This is a genomic window from Serratia sp. H402Y (assembly GCF_051172415.1).
GTDB classification, from domain to species: Bacteria; Pseudomonadota; Gammaproteobacteria; order Enterobacterales; family Enterobacteriaceae; genus Serratia; species Serratia ureilytica.
Map to the genome: position 1 here is coordinate 2,052,508 of NZ_JBPIYZ010000001.1, position 19,480 is coordinate 2,071,987.

Here is a 19,480-nt window from a genome sequence, read left to right on the forward strand (position 1 = left end):
CGTAGGCTCATGCTTAGGCATAAACCGGCTCAGGGTTGTAACTATGGCATTCAATTTTGATCAATGGGTAGACCGCAGTCACAGTGACAGCGTTAAGTGGGATAAATATCGCGACCGCGACATCATTCCGCTGTGGGTCGCCGACAGCGACTTCGCCTCCCCGCCGGCGGTCATCGACGCCTTGCAGCGGCGCGTGGCGCACGGCGTGTTCGGCTACACGCACCCATCCCCCGATCTTCTTGAGGTTTTTACCCGCCGCATGGTAGAGCGCTACCGCTGGCACATCAAGCCTGAATGGATCCTTTTCCTGCCCGGCCTGGTGTGCGGCCTGAACCTGTGCGTGCGCGCCTTCACCGAAGACCATCAGAGCACGCTCGCGCCCAGCCCCATTTATCCGCCATTTCGCAAAGCGGCCAAATTCGCCGGGCGCAAGCACCTCTCGGTACCGCTGGCGGCAACAGGCCAACGTTGGGTGCTGGATTTTTCCGCGCTGCATGGGCAGCTCAGCGGCAATGAGAAGCTCCTGCTGCTGTGCAACCCGCAAAATCCCGGAGGCACCGTTTATCGTCGAGAAGAGCTGTCGCAGCACCATCAGTTCGCCCGCGAGCACGATTTAATCGTCTGTTCGGATGAAATCCACTGCGAATTGCTGCTTGAACCCGGCGCACGGCATATTCCTTTCGCCACCCTGAGCGAAGACGCGGCCCAGCGCAGCGTAACGCTGATGTCGCCGTCAAAGGCGTTTAATCTCGCCGGGCTGGGCGCCTCGATGGCGATCGTCCCTAATGAGGCGCTGCGACAAAAGCTGAAACGCGCGCGCAGCGGCATCGTGCCGGAGGTCAATCTGCTGGCGCTGGTCGCCGCCCAGGCGGCCTATCAATACGGGCAACCCTGGCTGGACGAGCAGTTGATTTATCTGCGCGCCAATCGCGATCGGGTGACAGAACGCATCAACGCCATGCCGGGATTGAAGTTGTTGCCGATTGAAGCCACCTATTTGGCCTGGATCGACTGCGGCGCGTTGCCGGTGGACAATCCGCATCAGTTCTTCGAGCGCGCGGGCGTTGGATTAAGCGCCGGTTTGGATTTCGGCGATCGGCGCTTTGTACGACTGAACTTCGGTTGCCGGCGGGCTCTGCTCGATGAAGCGCTCGATCGCATGGCGCGGGCCTGCGCCACGCTGTTCGACTAGCCTTGCTCGCTGGCGACAATGTCCCGAATGGAGTAAGGATGAAACTTGATCGTGACCGTTCCATCGGTGATGGCCAGCGTCGGATTCGGCAACCGCTCGCCCTCGCCTTTTGGCGAGCTTTGCTTCAGTTTGATCCCCGGCGCCAGCAACGCTTCATCAGCGAGATGGCTCAGCGCGCGGGCGTGCAACGTCTGCGGATCGCCGCTCAGCACTAGCTCGACATGTTCCCACCCTTCATGCGGATACCGTTTCTCCCCGGGATACGGCAGCTCGACGCAATCTATCCGCCACGGCCCCACGGCCAGCGGCTGCTGTAAATCAAACAGACAGATAGGCCGCCCGTTGATCATCGATTCGGACAACAGTGTCCCGCACTGTATCAATCCCTGGCGCCAGCGTTCGGCGGTCGCGTTCTGGTGACAGCGCAAGGAAATGTGATCGGCGGTAAACGAGGACAGGTCAAGCTGCAATCTGGCGGCGAATTGTTGCAACGCCTGCTCGAAACGCGGCAGGTCGAGCCTCAGATCGTCAAGCTCGGCAATGGCCTGCAAGGGATTGGTCATAGAAACCTCAAAACAACGAGCGCAAAGTTAAAGGCCGTAATTTACACGGTGGCGACGGCGCTCGCCAGAGTGGCGAGATTTTTCAGCGGCAGTACAGCATAATTTTCGGTTCTGGATGGGGGACGAAAAACCCAGCGTTTATTGAGATGGCAGCTTATTAGTTCGGCAATTAAATAAAAAATAGGATTTTTCGCAGGCCATTATATCATTTCCTTATGACAGTAAGATTTAAGTTATTTTGCACAAAACCCTCCGCCACCTGCGGGCTAAATCGATTGATTTTTTTCGCTTAATCAAACCTCACCCACTTATATAAGTCACACAAAACATGAAGTTTAACCAATTGTAAACAAAGAGAATGCCGCGCAAAAAATGATGGAAAACTAAGGATTATCTTAATTTAATGCCGGGCAATTGATTCACCCACTCAACTCGGCTACTTTGGGGGAAATTTAAATTAGAGATGATCATTATGTTATTGCTGACGATATCCTTGGTGTTGATAATTATCGCCGTATACGCCATCTACCGTCATTTTAAATCTCGCAGCACCAATACGCTGGATTCCGGTCGCCGCAATAAAAAACGCTAGCCCCTCATTTTTTCCACCGTATATCTTCTCTCGGTTGTCCATCTTTTATCCCCACGGCAATAACGCGCGCCTCCGCAACTGTTTCATCGCTGCGGTCGCGCCAACTGCTGACGGGCTCCCTCAGATCGGTTACAATTGCAGGCTGTTTTGTGGAGGTCGCCGCCGCCCGCGCGCCGTTGGCCACCACCGTTGAATCCCTCGGGGGCTGGTTTCGGCCCCTCGTTCGTCATTAAGGTAACCCGGTGAATATTCAGGTTCTTCTTTCAGATAAAGTCAGCCAGGCGCTGATCGCCGCTGGCGCGCCAGCCGATTGCGAAGCGCAGGTCCGCCCATCCGCCAAGGCGCAGTTTGGTGATTACCAGGCCAACGGCGTGATGTCAGTCGCCAAAAAGCTGGGCATGCCGCCCCGTCAGCTGGCGGAAAAAGTGGTGCAACTGCTGGATCTCGGCGACGTCGCCAGTAAAGTGGAAATCGCCGGCCCCGGCTTTATCAATATCTTCCTGAACAGCGACTGGGTCGCCCGCCAGGCCGACCAGGTGCTGAACGCACCGAAATTGGGCATTGCGCCGGTTGAACCGCAAACCATCGTTATCGACTATTCCGCGCCGAACGTGGCGAAAGAAATGCACGTCGGCCACCTGCGCTCCACCATCATCGGCGACGCCGCAGCGCGTACTCAGGAGTTTCTGGGCCATAAAGTGATCCGCGCCAACCACGTCGGCGACTGGGGCACCCAGTTCGGCATGCTGATTGCCTACCTGGAAAAAATGCAGAATGAAAACGCCAGCGATATGGGCTTGTCCGATCTCGAGCAGTTCTACCGCGAAGCCAAGAAGCATTACGATGAAGACGCCGAGTTCGCCGAGCGCGCACGCGCTTACGTCGTGAAGCTGCAGGGCGGCGATCAATACTGCCTGAAAATGTGGCGCAAGCTGGTCGACATCACCATGGCGCAAAACCAGCTGACCTATAACCGCCTGAACGTCACGCTGACCGAAGACGACGTGATGGGCGAAAGCCTGTATAACGCGATGCTGCCGGGCATCGTCGCCGATCTGAAAGCCAAAGGGCTGGCGGTGGAAAGCGAAGGCGCCACCGTGGTGTTCCTCGACGAATACCAGAACAAGGACGGCGACCCGATGGGCGTCATCATCCAGAAAAAGGATGGCGGCTACCTCTATACCACCACCGATATCGCCTGCGCCAAGTATCGCTACGAGACCCTGGGCGCCAATCGCGTGCTGTATTACATCGATTCCCGCCAGCATCAGCACCTGATGCAGGCCTGGACCATCGTGCGCAAAGCCGGTTATGTGCCGGAGTCCGTCTCGCTGGAACATCACATGTTCGGCATGATGCTGGGCAAAGACGGCAAGCCGTTCAAAACCCGCTCAGGCGGCACCGTGAAGCTCTCCGATCTGCTGGATGAAGCCATCGAACGCGCCGAACAGTTGATCGCCGGCAAAAACCCGGACATGCCGGAAGACGAAATGAAGACCATCGCTCGCGTGGTCGGTATCGGCGCGGTGAAATACGCCGATCTGTCGAAAAGCCGCACCACCGACTATGTTTTCGACTGGGATAACATGCTGGCCTTCGAAGGCAATACCGCGCCTTACATGCAATACGCCTATACCCGTGTGGCATCGGTATTCAAACGCGCCGGGATCGACGAAAGCAGCCTGACGCTGCCGCTGACCCTGACCGAAGAGCGTGAAATTGCGCTGGCCACTCGCCTGCTGCAGTTCGAAGAGGTGCTCACCGCCGTCGCGCGTGAAGGCACGCCGCACGTCATGTGCAGCTACCTGTACGATCTGGCCGGCTTGTTCTCCGGCTTCTACGAGCACTGCCAGATCCTCAACGCCGACAGCGAAGAAGCCCGTCAGAGCCGCCTGAAGCTGGCGCTGCTGACCGCCAAAACGCTGAAAACCGGCCTGGATACGCTGGGCATCGAAACCGTCGAGCGCATGTAAACCGCGCCGCGCAGAAAAGCAAAAAGGTCGCCGTGGCGACCTTTTTTTTTTACGCTTTCACTCGGCTCAGACGACCCGGCGCGCGAAATCACGCGGGCGGAAACCCAACCCGGCCAGCACGCCGAAGTAGGCTACCACACCGGCCACCACCACCGCCGCCAAGCGCAGCAAACGCTCCAGCATGTTGCCCTGATCCCAGGCCGGCATCAGCCACATCAAGCCAATCAGCACGGCCGACATCACCAGCACGGCAATCACCAGCTTGGTGAGGAACAGCGCCCAACCCGGCTGTGGCTGGAAGATTTTCTGCTTGCGCAGCTGCCAATACAGCAGCGCGGCGTTCAGGCAGGCCGCCAAACCGATCGACAGCGCCAGGCCGGCATGCTTCAGCGGACCGATAAACGCCAGGTTCATCACCTGCGTCATGATCAGCGTAATGATGGCGATCTTGACCGGCGTTTTGATGTCCTGACGCGAATAAAAGCCCGGCGCCAGCACCTTAACCACGATCAGCCCCATCAGCCCCACCGAGTAAGCCACCAGCGCGCGTTGCGTCATCGCCGCGTCAAAGGCGCTGAACTTGCCGTACTGGAACAGCGAGACGGTCAACGGTTTGGCCAAAATACCCAGCGCAATGGCGCTCGGCAGCGCCAGCAGAAAGCACAGGCGCAGCCCCCAATCCATCAGGCGCGAATACTCGTCGTGGTTGCCGCTCGAGAAGCTTTTGGCCAGCGACGGCAGCAGGATGGTGCCCAATGCCACGCCCAGCACGCCGGAAGGAAACTCCATCAGGCGGTCGGCATAGTACATCCAGGACACCGAGCCGGACACCAGGAACGATGCGAAGATCGTGTTGATGATCAGCGAGATTTGGCTGACCGACACCCCAAGGATCGCCGGCCCCATCTGGCGCATCACCCGCCAGACCCCGGCGTCGCCCAATTTGATGCGCGGCAGCACCAGCATGCCGATCTTGCGCAGGTGCGGCAGCTGATAGCCCAGTTGCAGCACGCCGCCGACCACCACCGCCCACGCCAGCGCCAGCACCGGCGGGTGGAAATACGGCGCGGCGAACAGCGCGAAGCCGATCATGCTGACGTTAAGCAGCGTTGGCGCAAAGGCCGGGATCGAGAAACGGTTCCAGGTATTGAGGATCGCCCCCACCAGCGAGGCCAGCGAAATCAATAGAATATAGGGGAAGGTAATGCGCAGCAGCGCCGACGTCAGCGCAAACTTGTCGGGCGTATCGGTAAAGCCCGGCGCAGTGATATAGATCACCCAGGGCGCGGCCAGCATCCCCAGCACCGTCACCACCGCCAGCACCAACGTCAACAGCCCGGAGACATAGGCGATAAAGGTGCGCGTCGCTTCCTCGCCCTGCTGGCTCTTATATTCCGCCAGGATCGGCACGAAAGCCTGCGAAAATGCGCCTTCGGCAAAGATACGACGCAGCAGGTTAGGAAGTTTGAACGCCACGAAGAAGGCGTCCGTTGCCATGCCGGCCCCGAACACGCGCGCGACGATCGCATCGCGGGCAAAGCCCAACACCCGCGAAAACATCGTCATCGAGCTGACGGCAGCCAAGGATTTGAGTAGGTTCATGTGGTTGTCTGATAGGTACCGTAAATATCAACGCCTGCAACAGCAGGCGTCAGTGAAACAATCGGCTCAGTTTACGCATCCGGAAAAGAATAGCTACCGCCATATGTTACATAGAGTTATCGCGTAACAAACGCTCGACCACCCGCTGCGCAACCAGCGCCTGCTCGCCGCCGGTTTCCGGCGCGCTCTGATTGGCGACGGCGCAGAGGAAATGCCGCACCGCCCCGTCGAAACCGCGTTGCACCAGCGTGCTTTGCCAACCCGGCACCGGCTGTTCCAACTCGCCCTGCGCATCTTCGCGCAGCCAGTGGCGCATATCGGTCAACTGATACCGCGCGCCGTCTGTCACCGCCTGCACGCTTTCGCGCTGGCTGCCGCCGCGGCGATGCATACTGGTCGTCACCAGCGTATCGCCACAGGCGAAGTGGTGCTCGGCGTACAGCATTTCGCCTGCAGCGTTGGCGTGCACGCTGCCGCTCAGCAGTTGCTCGCCTCCGCCCGCCAGCCACAGGGCGGTGTCCACCACGTGCAGATAGTCATCCAGCAGGGTAAAGCGCAGATCGTGAGGGCCGACGCTGTCCGCCCGATGTTTATCCATGCGAATGGAGGCGGGCTGATTCATTTGCTGCTTGAGTTGGCGGTAAAGCGGCGCGAAACGGCGGTTGAACCCCACCATCAGCGTTTTGCCCCGCCGCTCGGCCAACTCAAGCAACTGCTCGCCCTGCTCCAGCGTTTCCGCCAGCGGTTTATCGACGTAAACATGTACGCCACGGTTAAGCAGCTCGCCAATGACCGAAAAATGGCTGGCGGTGCTGCTGTGGACAAAGACCGCATCGCACTGTTCGGCCAAGTTGTCCAGCCGAGGGAAACAGGCCATGCGGTAGCTGTCGCACAGCGGCTGCGCTTTCTGTTGATTAGGCGAGAAGCCGCCCACCAGCGTCCAGTCCGCCGCCTGACTGAGGATCGGCAGGTAGGCCTTCTGCGCGATGCTGCCCAGCCCCACCACGCCCACGCGCAATTTAGTCATGTGTTTCCCTCGCCAACAGTTGCTGCACCTGCCGTTTCAGCTCCGCCACGTCGTTTTCCAACGCGCTGACCCTGGCGCTCAATTCACCGTCGATCTCCGACTCGAGCGCCGGCGGCGCCTCATCGATTGGCCCGCTGAACAGATGCATGAAGCGGCTTTCGCGCTTGCCCGGCTCGCGCGCCAGGCGCACTACGAACGGGCCGTCTTCGCGCGTGGTCAACTGCTGCAGCACCTGTTCGACCTCGCTGACATCGCTGAACTCGTGCATTCGGTTGGTGCGCGTGCGCAGCTCGCCCGGCGTTTGCGCGCCGCGCAGCAGTAAGGTGGCGATCACCGCCAGTTCGGCGGGAGAGAGCTTCAGCTGGCCAAACTCGGAATTGCAAAACCGCTGCTCGTATTTCACGACCCGATTGCCGAACCCGCTGAGGGTGCGCAGGAAATGTTTGCGCAGCAACAGATCGAGGAGTTGCTGCACCTCGCTTTCGCTCAGATCCATCACCGGCTCGCGGTTGGTCTTTTGGTTACAGGCCAGGGTAATGGCGTTAAGCGAAAGCGGGTATTGGTCCGGCGTCGTCACCTGTTTTTCCAACAGGCAGCCGATGACCCGGGCCTCTTTGGCGTTCAATTCATATTTCATCGTTTGGCCTCAACGTGGGGGTAGCCACTCTTTATTGGTGTATGCCGTCAAAACGTGGTCTTGCCACTTGCCGTCGATCAGCAGGTAATCTTTGGCGTAACCTTCGCGTTCGAATCCCAGACGCGTCAGCAATGCGCCGCTGCGCTGGTTATGCGGCATATAGTTGGCCATGATGCGGTGCATGCGCTGTTGGCGCAGCATATAGCGGATGGCGGACTGCAAGGCTTCGAACATCAACCCCTGCCCCTGCCATTTCTCCCCCAGCGAATAACCGAGGAAACAGGCGTGAAACGAACCGCGCAACACGTTGCTGAAGTTCGCCACGCCGCGGACTTCCTGCTCTTCCGGATCGAGCAGGATAAAATAGTAGGCGCTGCCCTGCTTTTGCATTTCAGCGATCATCCCCAGGCGCGCCTGCCAGCCGGACGGATAACAATGGCTTTCATCGCGCACCGGCTCCCAGGGTTTGAGAAAGGTCCGGTTCTCGGCATAATAGTCCGCCAGACGATAGGCGTCCCGTTCATGCACTAAACGGACCACCATCCGGTCGGTAGTAAGACGTACTTTTGGCGATGCAGAGCGGTAGCCGAACATCATTTCCCCCGCGGTCAAAACGGTTCGATAAGAAGTATTTATTAGGAAGCCTCGTGGATAATTATCCGACGCCAATCTGAGGCCATGACTTTATGTTGCCAATAGCGCCTCAGAACCGCGCTCCCTTGCATTCAATATAACCGTAGGCCGCCCCCGAGGTAAAATACCGGCCGCTCAGTAAATCGCCGAATACGCGTTTTACGGCGTTTTTCCGCCAATTTTGCAGTTCAGGTAACACCTTGACGATAAAAAAATATTATCTACTCCGCCCCTGTCGCCGTCCGCCAATTGGGTAGAGAATGGTGGGGTTGCCTTCCCCCTCTCTCTTAATTGCTCATGGTGATGCATGTCTCTGGTGTCGCAAGCGCGCAGCTTGGGTAAATATTTTCTGTTGCTCGACAACCTGCTGGTGGTTTTAGGCTTCTTTGTCGTGTTCCCGCTTATTTCGATCCGCTTCGTCGATCAACTGGGATGGGCGGCGCTGATCGTCGGCATCGCGCTGGGTTTGCGTCAGTTGCTGCAACAAGGGCTCGGCATCTTTGGCGGCGCGGTCGCCGATCGCTTTGGCGCCAAGCCGATGATCGTCACCGGCATGCTGCTGCGCGCCGCCGGTTTCGCCACCATGGCGATGGCCGATGCGCCGTGGATCCTGTGGTTCTCCTGCGCGCTGTCGGCCCTCGGCGGCACGCTGTTCGATCCGCCGCGCACCGCTTTGGTGATCAAACTGACCCGTCCGCACGAACGCGGCCGCTTTTTCTCGCTGTTGATGATGCAGGACAGCGCCGGCGCGGTAGTCGGCGCGCTGATCGGCAGTTGGCTGCTGCAATACGATTTCCACTTTGTCTGCTGGGTCGGGGCGGCGATCTTCGTGCTGGCCGCCGGCTGGAACGCCTGGTTACTGCCGGCTTATCGCATCTCCACCGTGCGCGTACCGATGAAAGAAGGCATGTTGCGGGTCGTGCGCGATCGCCGCTTCCTCACCTATGTCCTGACGCTGACCGGCTACTATATGCTGGCGGTACAGGTGATGCTGATGCTGCCGATCGTGGTCAATGAAATTGCCGGCTCACCGGCGGCGGTGAAATGGATGTACGCGATCGAAGCGGCGCTGTCGCTGTCGCTGCTCTATCCGCTGGCGCGTTGGGGTGAAAAACATTTTCGGCTTGAACAACGCCTGATGGCGGGCCTGCTGCTGATGACGCTCAGCCTGCTGCCGATCGGCCTTGCCAGCAGCCTGCAAGGCGTGTTCACGCTGATCTGCTGTTTCTATCTGGGTTCGATCATCGCCGAGCCGGCGCGCGAAACGCTCAGCGCGTCGCTGGCCGATCCGCGGGCGCGCGGCAGCTACATGGGATTCAGCCGCCTCGGGCTGGCGTTGGGCGGTGCGTTGGGATATACCGGCGGCGGTTGGATGTACGATACCGGGCGGATGATGAACATGCCGGAGCTGCCCTGGCTGCTGCTCGGCGCCGTAGGCTTCGCCACGCTGCTGGCGCTGTACTGGCAATTCAGCCCGCGGCGCAACGCGTCGGTGATACTGCGCGGCGGCTAACGCCATAGAAATCCGGCCGAATCAGCAACAGCTGCTATCCTGTTAGTAAAAACACCCACAGGAGCCCGTCGGCATGAGCGAAGAAGCCAAATTACCGCAACTACTCGAACATATGATACTGAACTTGCGCATGATTTATGCGCGCTCCACCTTGGTGGAAAAGGCGCTGGCGCATATCCTCGCCAGCGACGCCGGCCTGAAAAACGATATTATCAAACAGCTGCAGGTCGTCACCGCCGCCAACGAACGCGATCAGATCGATTTGGAACAAGCCCGCATTCACCTGATCGATGTGCTCAACTCGGTACCGGTCAAGAAATAGCACTCCTCGCCCGCGCCTGTTGCGCGGGCAATATCGCAATAACGCACCATCCAACACACGCGTTTCAAGACAGCCTCGATAAGCTGTGGTAACTATTGCTGTTAAAACCTGACAACCCGGAGCAAGCATGAAACTGTTCATTTACGATCATTGCCCATTCTGCGTTAAAGCCCGCATGATTTTCGGCCTGAAACATCTGCCGATTCGCCTGGTCACGTTGCTCAACGACGATGAAACGACCCCGTTCAATCTGATTGGCAAAAAAATGGTGCCGATCCTGATCAAAGACGACGGCGAAGCAATGCCGGAAAGCCTGGATATCGTGCGCTATATCGATGGCTTGGACGGCAAACCGGTGCTGACCGGCCGCACCAACCCGGCCATCGCCGAGTGGTTGCGCCGGGTCGACAGTTATGCGGCCAAATTGCTGTTGTCGCGTATTGCGCATGCCGATTTCGAAGAATTTGCCACCGACAGCGCCCGCCGTTACTTTATCGATAAAAAGCAGGCGTCAATCGGTGATTTCGCCGAGCATCTCGCCAACAGCGCCGATCTGATCGCCGAACTGGAGGCCGACCTGCAAACGCTGTCACCGCTGATCGTCTCCGCCGACGCCGTGAACGGCGAGCTTTCTGAGGACGATATTCATCTGTTCCCGCTGCTGCGCTCATTGTCGATCGTCGCCGGGGTTGCCCTGCCGGACAACGTGGAAGCCTACCGCAACCGCATGGCGCAGCGCAGCGAAGTGCCGTTGCTGCTGGATATGGAACAATAACGTCCGACAGTCACAAAAAGGATATGGCGTACTGATGCTGAAAATGGTGCTCGCCACCGCTCGCGATCGGGCGCGGCTGAAGGAAATTACTTCCGTTCTGATTCGTTATGGTTTGCAAGACGTTCTGCGCCTGCTGGGCCTGGGGGCGTTGCTGCGTGGCGCCCGCAGTGAGCCCGCACGGCAGAGCGCGCAGCCCCTTCCTCAGCGGCTGCGCGAAGCGCTCGAGGCGCTCGGCCCAACCTTCGTCAAATTCGGCCAGATCCTGGCCACGCGTTCTGACCTGCTGGATCCGGCCTGGACCGACGAACTGGATCGCCTGCACAGCCAGGCGGCGGTGTTGCCATGGGAAATGCTGGCGCCGCAGATCATCGCCGATCTCGGGGATGACCCCGAGCAGCTGTTTGCCGAATTCGATCGCACACCGCTGGCCGCGGCGTCGATGGCGCAAATTTACCGCGCGCGCCTGCACAGCGGCGAACAGGTAGTGGTGAAAGTGCTGCGCCCCGGCCTGGCAAAAACCATTCACGCCGATCTGCGGCTGCTGGCCTCGCTGGCGGAAACCGTGGAGCAGCAGAGTCAGGCGCTGGCGCGCTATCGACCACGGCAGATGGTCAGAGCGCTGGCGACGGCGCTCAATCATGAACTGGATTTGACCCATGAAGGGCATAACTGCGATCGCGTCGCCGGCATGTTTGCGCGTGAACCCGACGTGGTCGTGCCGAAAATCTATTGGCAATGGTCTTCCCCGCGTCTGTTAGTGCAGGAATACTTGCCCGGCACCGCGCCGGAGAACCCCCGGCAGTTGGCGGAAGCGGGATTTGACGGCCCGCTGCTGGCGCAGCGCGGCGCCCGTGCCTTTATGAGCATGGTGCTGGAGCACCGGCTGTATCACGCCGATCCGCACCCCGGCAACGTGATGGCGCTGAGCGGCGATCGCGTCGGCTTCATCGACTTCGGCATGGTGGGGCAGCTGTCCGAACGGCGGCGCAACCAGTTGCTCCTGCTGCTGCAGGCCATCGCCGATCGTCAGTCCGAAGGCATCGTCAACACGCTGATCGCCTGGTCGGACAGCGAACCGCTGGATCTGATGGACCTGGAGCTGGCGGCGCAAAACTTTCTCGACAAGCAGGCCGCCGCCACCCTGACGCTCGGCAAAGCCCTCACTGACCTGTTGGTGATGGCGCGTGAGCACCAGCTGGCGCTGCCGCCGGATCTGGTGCTGCTGTTCAAGGCCTTAATCACCGCCGACGGCGTGCTGCACCGGCTGGATCCGGCCTTTGACATCGTCGCCACGCTCAAACCGATGCTGCAACAAACGGTGCTGCAACGTTATGCCCCTGACGCCGTGCGCCAACGGCTCTTGGCCCTGGGCGGGGAAGCGCTCGACGCCGGAGAGGAGCTGCCGCAAACCCTGCGGCTGTTGGTGCGCCGCCTGAAACACGGGCAGCTCAATGCCGACATTAACGTCAAGAACCTCGGTCAGTTGAGCAAAGCGCTGGAGCGCAGCGCCGTTACCCTGGCCATCGCCATCGTCACCGCCGCTTTTGCCCTGGGGCTGGCGCCTTATCTGATGCATTCGTCGCTGCGGCTGTGGGGCATTCCGCTGTTCCCGCTGTTGGGAGGCGCAGCCTGCCTGGCCGGCGTGATCCTCTTGGCGCTGCGATTACGGCGCTGACGCTTTCGGCGTTATCCGATAGGTCTCGCCCTGTTTTACGCGCACTATTCCCGCCATACCGCCGCCTGCCGTTTTCACGCGCAGGCGGAGCGTTTATAATGATTAATCAATTATCTGCAGCACTTTTCGCCAGCAGTCGCAATGAGGCATTAATGAAGAAGATCCTGATGGGCGCAGCCGCCCTGCTGTTCGCCGGCGTATTGGCCGGTTGCAATCAACTGACCCAGTACACCCTGAGTGAGCAGGAAGTGAATGACTACCTGCAGAAACATAACGACTATCAGAAGCAAATCGGCGTGCCCGGCCTGCTGGACGCCAACATCGTGCTGACTCAGTTGCAAAGCCAGATCGGCCGCAGCGAACCGGGTAAAGTCACCCTTTCCGGCGACGCCAAGGTCAACATCACGTCGATTCTCGGCCCGCAGACCGCTGATCTGAAGCTGACGCTGAAGGCGCAGCCGGTTTATGACCGGGCGCAGGGCGCCATTTTCCTGAAGGACATGGAGCTGACCGATTACAGCGTGCAGCCGGAAAAAATGCAGACGGTGATGAAAGCGCTGACGCCGTATTTGAACCAGTCGCTGAAATCCTACTTCGACCAAAAGCCGGCTTATGTGCTGAATCCTGACAACAGCAAAACCGAAGCGCTGGCGAAAAAACTGGCGAAAGGGTTGGAAGTGAAACCGGGTGAATTGGTGATTCCGTTCAGCGACTGACGCCGCCTGAGAACATCAAGCCCGCCGCTCGGCGGGCTTTTTACTGCCGGGAAAGCGTTACTGTGGGGCGCTGTAGGCGATTTCGCCGGTGTTGCAGTTGAGCGTCACGTTGTAGGTTTTATCTGCCTTGGTGCCACGCACCGTCAACGGCACCTGCCATACCTGATCCTTGCCGCTGATGGCATCCGGGCTAACCCAGGCAATCGGCGTTGCGGTACCCAGCAGCTTTTTGTCCGACTCCCAGCGCGTAATGCGGTTCTGCAAGAAGTCGCGCTTGACCTGGGCGGCGATATCCGCCGGCTGCAGGCCCGCACACTGCCCCACCTTGGCGGTGCGCTGTTCGTGATCCTGCGCCCACACCGTCGTCGATGCTCCCATCATGGCCAACAAGGCGATAGCCAAACCCGTTTTTTTCATATGTCCTCCCGTTGTGATTAGCGCTATCCGGGCGCCCATCCCTGGCTCACAACAGGGCTTCGGCAAAGGGTTACCGTTTGACGAACTCAATGACAAACAGCGCATCCAGGCCCGGATAGATTTCCTTGATCACCTGCTTCAGTTCGCCGAGCGACATGTTCTCCTGCTGTGCGTGGCGTTCGGTCAGCGCATCCAGGCGCACCGGCGTTACCGACAGCACTTCGATAAAGCAGAAAAATACACCGTCCTCATTGCGGCTGACGCGCAATACCTCGCCCGGTTCAAAATGCGATTCACTGGCATCCCGAATGGTGATGGTTTTACGCCCGGCCAGAATGTCTTGCTCAAAGCGGCTGAAGAAAGTTATTTCACGGCTCATTTTAGATCCTTTTTCATCACAACACCGCAACATAAGTCATTATGCCGCCTGCTTTTCTGACGCAGATCCCTCTTTTGGGGTAGAGGCCGCTTTTTTCGCTTTGCTTTCCGCTGGTTTCTTGAGGGTTTCCGCCGGCGATGCGCCGCGCAGAATCAGACCCAGCGCATCCTTGTTTTCCGCCAGGAAGAAGCTCAGCCCTTCGCGCTGTTCGTCATCCAGGTTCAGTGGCGCGTGCTGCAGCCACTCCCCAAGGTTGTCCGCCAGATCCAGCATTTTGTCGTAGGCGTCGGCTTCTTTCTTGCTCGCGAAAGTCATTTTTTCCTCACCGTTTCTCACCACCACATATTTAACTTCAACCGCCATGCGTGCGTCCTCAAATACTCAAATTACTGTTATTATATACAGTATAAATAGATCGTGGCGGGAAGGCAAACCGCCGCCCGCCTTTGGCTTATTTCAGCAGCCGCACCTTGCAGCTTTTGCCTTTGATTTTGCCCTGCTGCAACTGTTGCAGCGCCTTGCGCGCGCTGGCTTTGCGGATCGCGACATAGGCATGCACCGGGAACATATCGATCTTGCCCACTTCCGCCGCCGTCAGCCCGGCATCACCGGTCAGCGCCCCGAGAATATCGCCGGGACGGATCTTCGCCTTGCGGCCGCCGTCGATGCACAGCGTCACCATTTCCGCCTCCAGCGAGCCGTTGGCCGCCCCGCTCAGCTCGGACACCGGCGACCAGTCGACGCTCATCTGCAGATAGTCTTCAATCGCGTGCGCACGCGCCATTTCCTGCGGCGTGCACAGGCTGATCGCCAACCCGCTCATGCCGGCGCGGCCGGTACGGCCAATACGGTGCACATGCACTTCGGGATCGAACGCCAGCTCGTAGTTGACCACCAGCTCAAGCTCTTTAATATCCAGCCCGCGTGCGGCGACGTCGGTCGCCACCAATACCCGGCAACTGCGGTTGGCGAAACGCACCAACACTTGGTCGCGGTCGCGCTGTTCCAGATCGCCATGCAGCGCCAGCGCACTGATGCCGCGGGCCTCCAGGGCCTCAAGCACCGTCTGACAGTCGCGCTTGGTATTGCAGAACACCACGCAGGACGCGGGTTGATGATAGCGAATGGCCGACACCAGCAGCGCTGGGCGCTGATCGCGCGTGGTCTCATAAAAGCGTTGTTCGATGGAGGTCTGCGCTTCGCCATCGTCCACCTCGACGCTCAGCGGCTGGCGTTGAACGCGCGCGCTGATGCGCTCGATGCCTGCCGGGTACGTGGCGGAAAACAGCAGCGTCTGACGTTGCGGCGGCGTATAGCTGATCACATCGTCGATGTCGTCGGCGAACCCCATGTCCAGCATGCGATCGGCCTCATCCAGCACCAGCACCTTCAGCTCGTCCAGCTGCAGCGTTTTCTTGCGCAGGTGTTCCTGGATACGGCCCGGCGTCCCCACCACGATGTGCGGCGCATGCACCAGCGAATCGAGCTGCGGCCCCATCGGCTGGCCGCCGCACAGCGTCAGGATCTTGATGTTTTGCGTAAAACGCGCCAGGCGACGCAGCTCTTTGCTCACCTGATCGGCCAGCTCGCGGGTGGGACAAAGCACCAGCGCCTGCGTGGCGACCTGACCGACGACGATACTGTTCAGCAAACCAATGCCGAAGGCCGCCGTTTTACCGCTGCCGGTTTTCGCCTTGGCGCGCACGTCCCGCCCTTGCAGGATGGCGGGCAATGCGGCGGCCTGTACCGGCGTCATTTCGGCGTACCCCAGTTCGTTGAGGTTGGCCAACTGTTCGGCTGGCAGCGGCAGGGAAGAAAAAGAAACTGTGCTCACGGCGATAACTCTTATATGACGAATGGAATGGCGGCGCGCCCGCAGGTAAGCGCCGAATCAGCGGTAAATGATAACAGAGATGGGCGGCGTTACGGGGTGCGGGCATAAAAAAACCCGCCGGCGGCGGGTTTCTCGGCAACGCAGTCGTTAAATCGCAACGACGTTGGCTGCGGCTGGGCCACGTTGGCTGTCCTGGATGGAGAACTCAACCTGCTGGCCTTCAGCCAGGGTCTTGAAACCATCGCTGACGATAGCGGAGAAATGAACGAAAACGTCTTTAGAGCCGTCGGCAGGGGTAATAAAGCCGAAACCTTTGCTTTCGTTGAACCATTTAACGTGACCAGTGATCTTGCTCATTTGTGTTTCCTTTACTTGATAAACCTGCCTTGACGGCACGAGACGCGAAAACCTTTCGATAAGTAGGCCTTCTTTCGCCGTCGGTTATTAACGCACAATCGCTCATACAGGGCAAATATTTCTGTTTGTTATAAAAACAGCCAGTTAGCAACAAAACCGGCGCGGCGGCTGCGCGCGCAATCGTTTTCGTATATACTGCCCGCCGATCATCAATCCGCTTACTTTCACCGATCCAGGTACGAAACTATGTTAACGATTGGAACCGCCCTGCGCCCTTCCGCCACCCGCGTCATGTTGCTCGGCTCCGGCGAGCTGGGTAAAGAAGTCGCCATTGAATGCCAGCGCCTCGGTCTGGAGGTGATCGCCGTCGATCGCTACGCCGATGCGCCGGCCATGCATGTGGCGCACCGCAGCCACGTCATCAATATGCTGGACGGTGACGCGTTGAAAGCCGTCATCGAACACGAGCGGCCGGACTATATCGTTCCCGAAATCGAAGCAATCGCCACCGCCATGCTGGTCGAGCTTGAACGCCAGGGCCACCGCGTAGTGCCCTGCGCCGAAGCCACACGCCTGACCATGAACCGTGAAGGCATCCGCCGTCTGGCGGCGGAAGAGCTCGGTCTTCCCACCTCCAGCTACCGCTTTGCCGACAGTGAAATCGCTTTCCGCCAGGCGGTTGAGCATATCGGCTACCCGTGCATCGTCAAACCGGTGATGAGCTCTTCCGGCAAAGGCCAGAGCCTGATCCGCACGCCCGAACAGCTGCAAAGCGCCTGGGATTACGCCCAACAGGGCGGCCGTGCCGGCGGTGGCCGGGTGATCGTCGAAGGGCTGGTAAGATTTGATTTTGAAATTACGCTGCTGACCATCAGCGCCGTGGATGGCGTGCATTTCTGTGAGCCGATCGGGCACCGTCAGGAGGATGGGGATTACCGCGAATCCTGGCAGCCGCAACGCATGTCGGCTACGGCGCTGAGCCGGGCCCAGGCTATCGCCGAGAAAGTGGTGAAGGCCCTGGGGGGCTTCGGGCTGTTCGGCGTGGAGCTGTTCGTTTGTGGCGACGACGTGATCTTCAGCGAAGTGTCGCCACGCCCGCACGATACCGGCATGGTCACGTTGATTTCACAGGATCTGTCTGAGTTCGCCCTGCACGTGCGCGCGTTTCTCGGTTTGCCGATCGGCGCTATCCGCCAGTTCGGCCCTTCCGCTTCAGCGGTGATCCTGCCACAGCTCACCAGCACCGATGTGCGCTTCAGCGGATTGGAAAACGCGCTGCGCGGGCACAACCAGCTGCGTCTGTTCGGCAAGCCGGAAATCGCCGGCCAGCGCCGCCTGGGTGTAGCGCTGGCAACGGCGGACACCACGGAACTCGCGGTGGAGCTGGCGAAACAGGCCGCCGCCGCCGTGGCGGTCAACCGCTAAAACTGACGGGGCCGCTTGCGCGGCCCCGATAACATCAATAGTCTTCGTCTTCTTCAGCATCGTCATCCCGCGACGCCTCCGGCGCGGCATCCTGCTGTTCGTCTTCGTCATCGAACAGCACCGCGACATGCGCGCCCTGATGCTTCTCACGAATTTCCTGCGCAACGCGAGCAATGGCCTCACCGCTGCTCATGCCCTGTTCCATCAGCTGATGGATGCGATCCGCCGCTTCCTGCTGCTCCGCGTGGCTCAGTAATGGCATACCTGCATGCATGTGTCGTTCTCTCCGGCAAAAGGGAGAAGGAGTATACGCGCTAACGCGGCGGATCCCAACGTCTTGTGCCTCAGGCCGGCTGTGAACAGCCGTTATCGTTGCGCCACTGCTTTAAACGGTGCCGCCACAGCATGACATGCCACCCCTGCTTCACGCCGCGCGCATTGGCGAGCATCGCTCTGTCGATGCCACGTTGGTAAAACTCTTCGGTAATCTGATTCTGAGCGGCCGGATCCGGCTCACGGCGAATGCTGTGGCAAATCCCCAGCGCTTCGCGGGTGATCTGCCAATGAAACGCTGGCCGAATGGCGATGGTGCTCGCATAACGCAGGTTGAGCCGCTCCAGCATTTCGACGATTTTCATATAGTGGCGCTGATAATCCACGTTAGCCTTGCCGGTGCGACGGCGATTGCTGATCGACTTGTCGTGCACCCGTTGGCGGTATAGCGGCGTGCTTAAATATTTGACCCGCTTGGCATTAAACATGACCTCCGTCGTCCAGGGAATATCCTGGTGATGTAAGCCCGGTTCAAAATAGAGCCGATGCTGGCGGATAAAATCGAGACGATATATCGCCAACCACACAACGTGAATAAACTTTCGCGATTTCAACGCGCGTTCGAACCATTGAACGCCAGTGATAACATCAGTGGTACGTAAACGCTCCTGAGGAAAAATCGGCTGCAATTCGTCCTGGCTGGCAAAATAGCGTTCGCCATTGCATTGCATCACGTCTAACTGGTGCCGTTCGGCCTGCTCGAGCAGCGTGGAATACATTTCCGGCGCCAACAGATCGTCAGCGTCGGGAAACGCCACGTATTTTCCTCGGGCAACGGCGAGCCCGGCATTACGCGCATTGGAAACGCCGGCGTTCGCCTGATCGATAACCCGAATATGCGGATGCGCCGCCGCATAGCGGTGGGCGACCTCCCCCGAACCGTCGGTGGAACCATCGTTAACGATGATCACCTCCAACCGCTGTTCTCGTTGGGCAAGCAACGAAGCCAGGAAAGGTTCTAACAGTTCTCCCGCATTGTGCATCGGGACGATGACGCTCAGCATTAACGACATAGGCAGCTCTTCAATAAGAATGTAACAAAATGATAATTTTATTTTTTTGAAAAATAGGAATCGCTTCAGCGCCCGAGCGAAATATGACGCAAACATTCACATTTCCGCCGCGAGCTAAATAAGATTCATCTTGTTTGTCTTTTCATGCTTTCTACAAGAAAGCGTTCCACAACAAGGAATAACTTTCACAAGACGGCCACCTTAAAAAACACAGGCAAAACCGTTTCGCATCGCCCGCTTAATAACAGCGAGCAACAATAAAAGTGTGAAATTAACGAGTTGTCTTTATATTTCTCGGGTCTTGCGCCCTCGGTGAAAAATGCTTCCAGTTATTTTGACGTTAAATTTTTAACATATCGAAGTATAAACAATGGCGCAAAAAATGCCTTATTTCAGGTTTATTGAACTGCCGTTTATGTGAGGTGTGCTGCATGTCTCGCATGGCAAAACATGCATGCCATGGCCGTCTATGGCACACTAGCCGCCAGATATTGCCGTCTTC

General features: G+C 58.7%; 21 protein-coding genes. 8 read left to right on the top strand and 13 right to left on the bottom strand.

From position 1 onward, the window contains the following. Window positions 1-43: 43 nt before the first annotated feature. A complete protein-coding gene (locus ACSBQS_RS10060; RefSeq protein ID WP_197666124.1) occupies window positions 44-1,192 on the top strand; it encodes a MalY/PatB family protein in 1,149 nt (382 codons plus the stop codon). On the opposite strand, the gene ACSBQS_RS10065 is transcribed toward ACSBQS_RS10060, so the two are convergent. Both ACSBQS_RS10065 and ACSBQS_RS10070 read right to left on the bottom strand, forming a co-directional pair. Then, complete coding sequence (locus tag ACSBQS_RS10065; protein WP_197749569.1) at window positions 1,189-1,755, bottom strand: VOC family protein; 567 nt, start codon at window positions 1,753-1,755, stop codon at window positions 1,189-1,191. The two genes, ACSBQS_RS10060 and ACSBQS_RS10065, sit on opposite strands and share 4 nt — an antisense overlap. 475 nt (window positions 1,756-2,230) lie before the next feature. Then, a complete protein-coding gene (locus ACSBQS_RS10070) occupies window positions 2,231-2,389 on the bottom strand; it encodes a hypothetical protein (RefSeq protein ID WP_154219869.1) in 159 nt (52 codons plus the stop codon). Window positions 2,390-2,589: 200 nt separating this feature from the next. On the opposite strand from ACSBQS_RS10070, the gene argS reads away from it, so the two are divergent. Beyond that, window positions 2,590-4,320: an arginine--tRNA ligase gene (argS, locus tag ACSBQS_RS10075; protein WP_033650942.1), complete on the top strand. Its 1,731-nt coding sequence runs from the start codon at window positions 2,590-2,592 to the stop codon at window positions 4,318-4,320. Between the two features lie 66 nt (window positions 4,321-4,386). On the opposite strand, the gene murJ is transcribed toward argS, so the two are convergent. From murJ to rimJ, 4 genes are all read right to left on the bottom strand, one after another. After that, entirely contained in the window at window positions 4,387-5,922 is a 1,536-nt protein-coding gene (murJ, locus tag ACSBQS_RS10080; protein ID WP_033643367.1) for a murein biosynthesis integral membrane protein MurJ, read from the bottom strand. A gap of 106 nt (window positions 5,923-6,028) precedes the next feature. Further along, complete coding sequence (locus ACSBQS_RS10085) at window positions 6,029-6,949, bottom strand: Gfo/Idh/MocA family protein (protein WP_096242320.1); 921 nt, start codon at window positions 6,947-6,949, stop codon at window positions 6,029-6,031. Then, window positions 6,942-7,586 (bottom strand): YceH family protein, encoded by a 645-nt coding sequence (locus ACSBQS_RS10090; RefSeq protein WP_042784746.1) that lies wholly within the window; start codon window positions 7,584-7,586, stop codon window positions 6,942-6,944. Before ACSBQS_RS10090 ends, ACSBQS_RS10085 begins: the two co-directional genes overlap by 8 nt. A 9-nt stretch (window positions 7,587-7,595) precedes the next feature. Beyond that, entirely contained in the window at window positions 7,596-8,180 is a 585-nt protein-coding gene (gene rimJ / locus ACSBQS_RS10095; RefSeq protein WP_033644290.1) for a ribosomal protein S5-alanine N-acetyltransferase, read from the bottom strand. 346 nt (window positions 8,181-8,526) lie between these two features. Here rimJ and mdtH point away from each other — a divergent pair, with 346 nt between their 5' ends. The 5 genes from mdtH (at window position 8,527) to ACSBQS_RS10120 (ending at window position 13,220) form a co-directional block, all read left to right on the top strand. Continuing rightward, window positions 8,527-9,732 (top strand): multidrug efflux MFS transporter MdtH, encoded by a 1,206-nt coding sequence (gene mdtH / locus ACSBQS_RS10100; protein WP_033643370.1) that lies wholly within the window; start codon window positions 8,527-8,529, stop codon window positions 9,730-9,732. Between the two features lie 73 nt (window positions 9,733-9,805). Continuing rightward, the gene (locus ACSBQS_RS10105; RefSeq protein WP_033643371.1) at window positions 9,806-10,054 is read left to right on the top strand and encodes a hypothetical protein; all 249 of its coding nucleotides are present in this window, start codon (window positions 9,806-9,808) and stop codon (window positions 10,052-10,054) included. Between the two features lie 127 nt (window positions 10,055-10,181). Next, window positions 10,182-10,829 (top strand): glutaredoxin 2, encoded by a 648-nt coding sequence (gene grxB / locus ACSBQS_RS10110; protein ID WP_434990415.1) that lies wholly within the window; start codon window positions 10,182-10,184, stop codon window positions 10,827-10,829. Between the two features lie 34 nt (window positions 10,830-10,863). After that, window positions 10,864-12,504, top strand: coding sequence for an ABC1 kinase family protein (locus ACSBQS_RS10115; RefSeq protein WP_434990417.1), 1,641 nt, complete (start codon window positions 10,864-10,866; stop codon window positions 12,502-12,504). A 152-nt stretch (window positions 12,505-12,656) separates the two neighbouring features. Then, window positions 12,657-13,220: a lipoprotein gene (locus tag ACSBQS_RS10120; protein ID WP_016927416.1), complete on the top strand. Its 564-nt coding sequence runs from the start codon at window positions 12,657-12,659 to the stop codon at window positions 13,218-13,220. Window positions 13,221-13,277: 57 nt separating this feature from the next. Here the strand turns inward: ACSBQS_RS10120 and yebF are convergent, their stop codons facing one another. The 5 genes from yebF to cspE form a co-directional block, all read right to left on the bottom strand. Then, window positions 13,278-13,637: a protein YebF gene (gene yebF / locus ACSBQS_RS10125; protein ID WP_089191905.1), complete on the bottom strand. Its 360-nt coding sequence runs from the start codon at window positions 13,635-13,637 to the stop codon at window positions 13,278-13,280. A 70-nt stretch (window positions 13,638-13,707) separates the two neighbouring features. Further along, complete coding sequence (yqfB, locus tag ACSBQS_RS10130; protein ID WP_004927562.1) at window positions 13,708-14,016, bottom strand: N(4)-acetylcytidine aminohydrolase; 309 nt, start codon at window positions 14,014-14,016, stop codon at window positions 13,708-13,710. Window positions 14,017-14,055: 39 nt separating this feature from the next. Then, the gene (locus ACSBQS_RS10135; protein ID WP_099785903.1) at window positions 14,056-14,379 is read right to left on the bottom strand and encodes a YebG family protein; all 324 of its coding nucleotides are present in this window, start codon (window positions 14,377-14,379) and stop codon (window positions 14,056-14,058) included. Between the two features lie 88 nt (window positions 14,380-14,467). Beyond that, entirely contained in the window at window positions 14,468-15,850 is a 1,383-nt protein-coding gene (gene dbpA, locus ACSBQS_RS10140; protein ID WP_033643376.1) for an ATP-dependent RNA helicase DbpA, read from the bottom strand. A gap of 147 nt (window positions 15,851-15,997) precedes the next feature. Continuing rightward, a complete protein-coding gene (cspE, locus tag ACSBQS_RS10145) occupies window positions 15,998-16,207 on the bottom strand; it encodes a transcription antiterminator/RNA stability regulator CspE (RefSeq protein WP_004927572.1) in 210 nt (69 codons plus the stop codon). Window positions 16,208-16,453: 246 nt separating this feature from the next. On the opposite strand from cspE, the gene purT reads away from it, so the two are divergent. Further along, window positions 16,454-17,632 carry a formate-dependent phosphoribosylglycinamide formyltransferase gene (gene purT / locus ACSBQS_RS10150; protein WP_117187797.1) on the top strand — a complete coding sequence of 393 codons (1,179 nt, stop codon included), beginning with the start codon at window positions 16,454-16,456 and terminating at the stop codon, window positions 17,630-17,632. 34 nt (window positions 17,633-17,666) lie between these two features. On the opposite strand, the gene ACSBQS_RS10155 is transcribed toward purT, so the two are convergent. Together ACSBQS_RS10155 and ACSBQS_RS10160 are read right to left on the bottom strand one after the other, a co-directional pair. Next, window positions 17,667-17,906 carry a YoaH family protein gene (locus ACSBQS_RS10155; RefSeq protein WP_033643378.1) on the bottom strand — a complete coding sequence of 80 codons (240 nt, stop codon included), beginning with the start codon at window positions 17,904-17,906 and terminating at the stop codon, window positions 17,667-17,669. 70 nt (window positions 17,907-17,976) lie between these two features. Continuing rightward, window positions 17,977-18,978, bottom strand: a complete 1,002-nt coding sequence (locus ACSBQS_RS10160; RefSeq protein WP_033643379.1) for a glycosyltransferase — start codon at window positions 18,976-18,978, stop codon at window positions 17,977-17,979. Window positions 18,979-19,480: the final 502 nt, after the last annotated feature.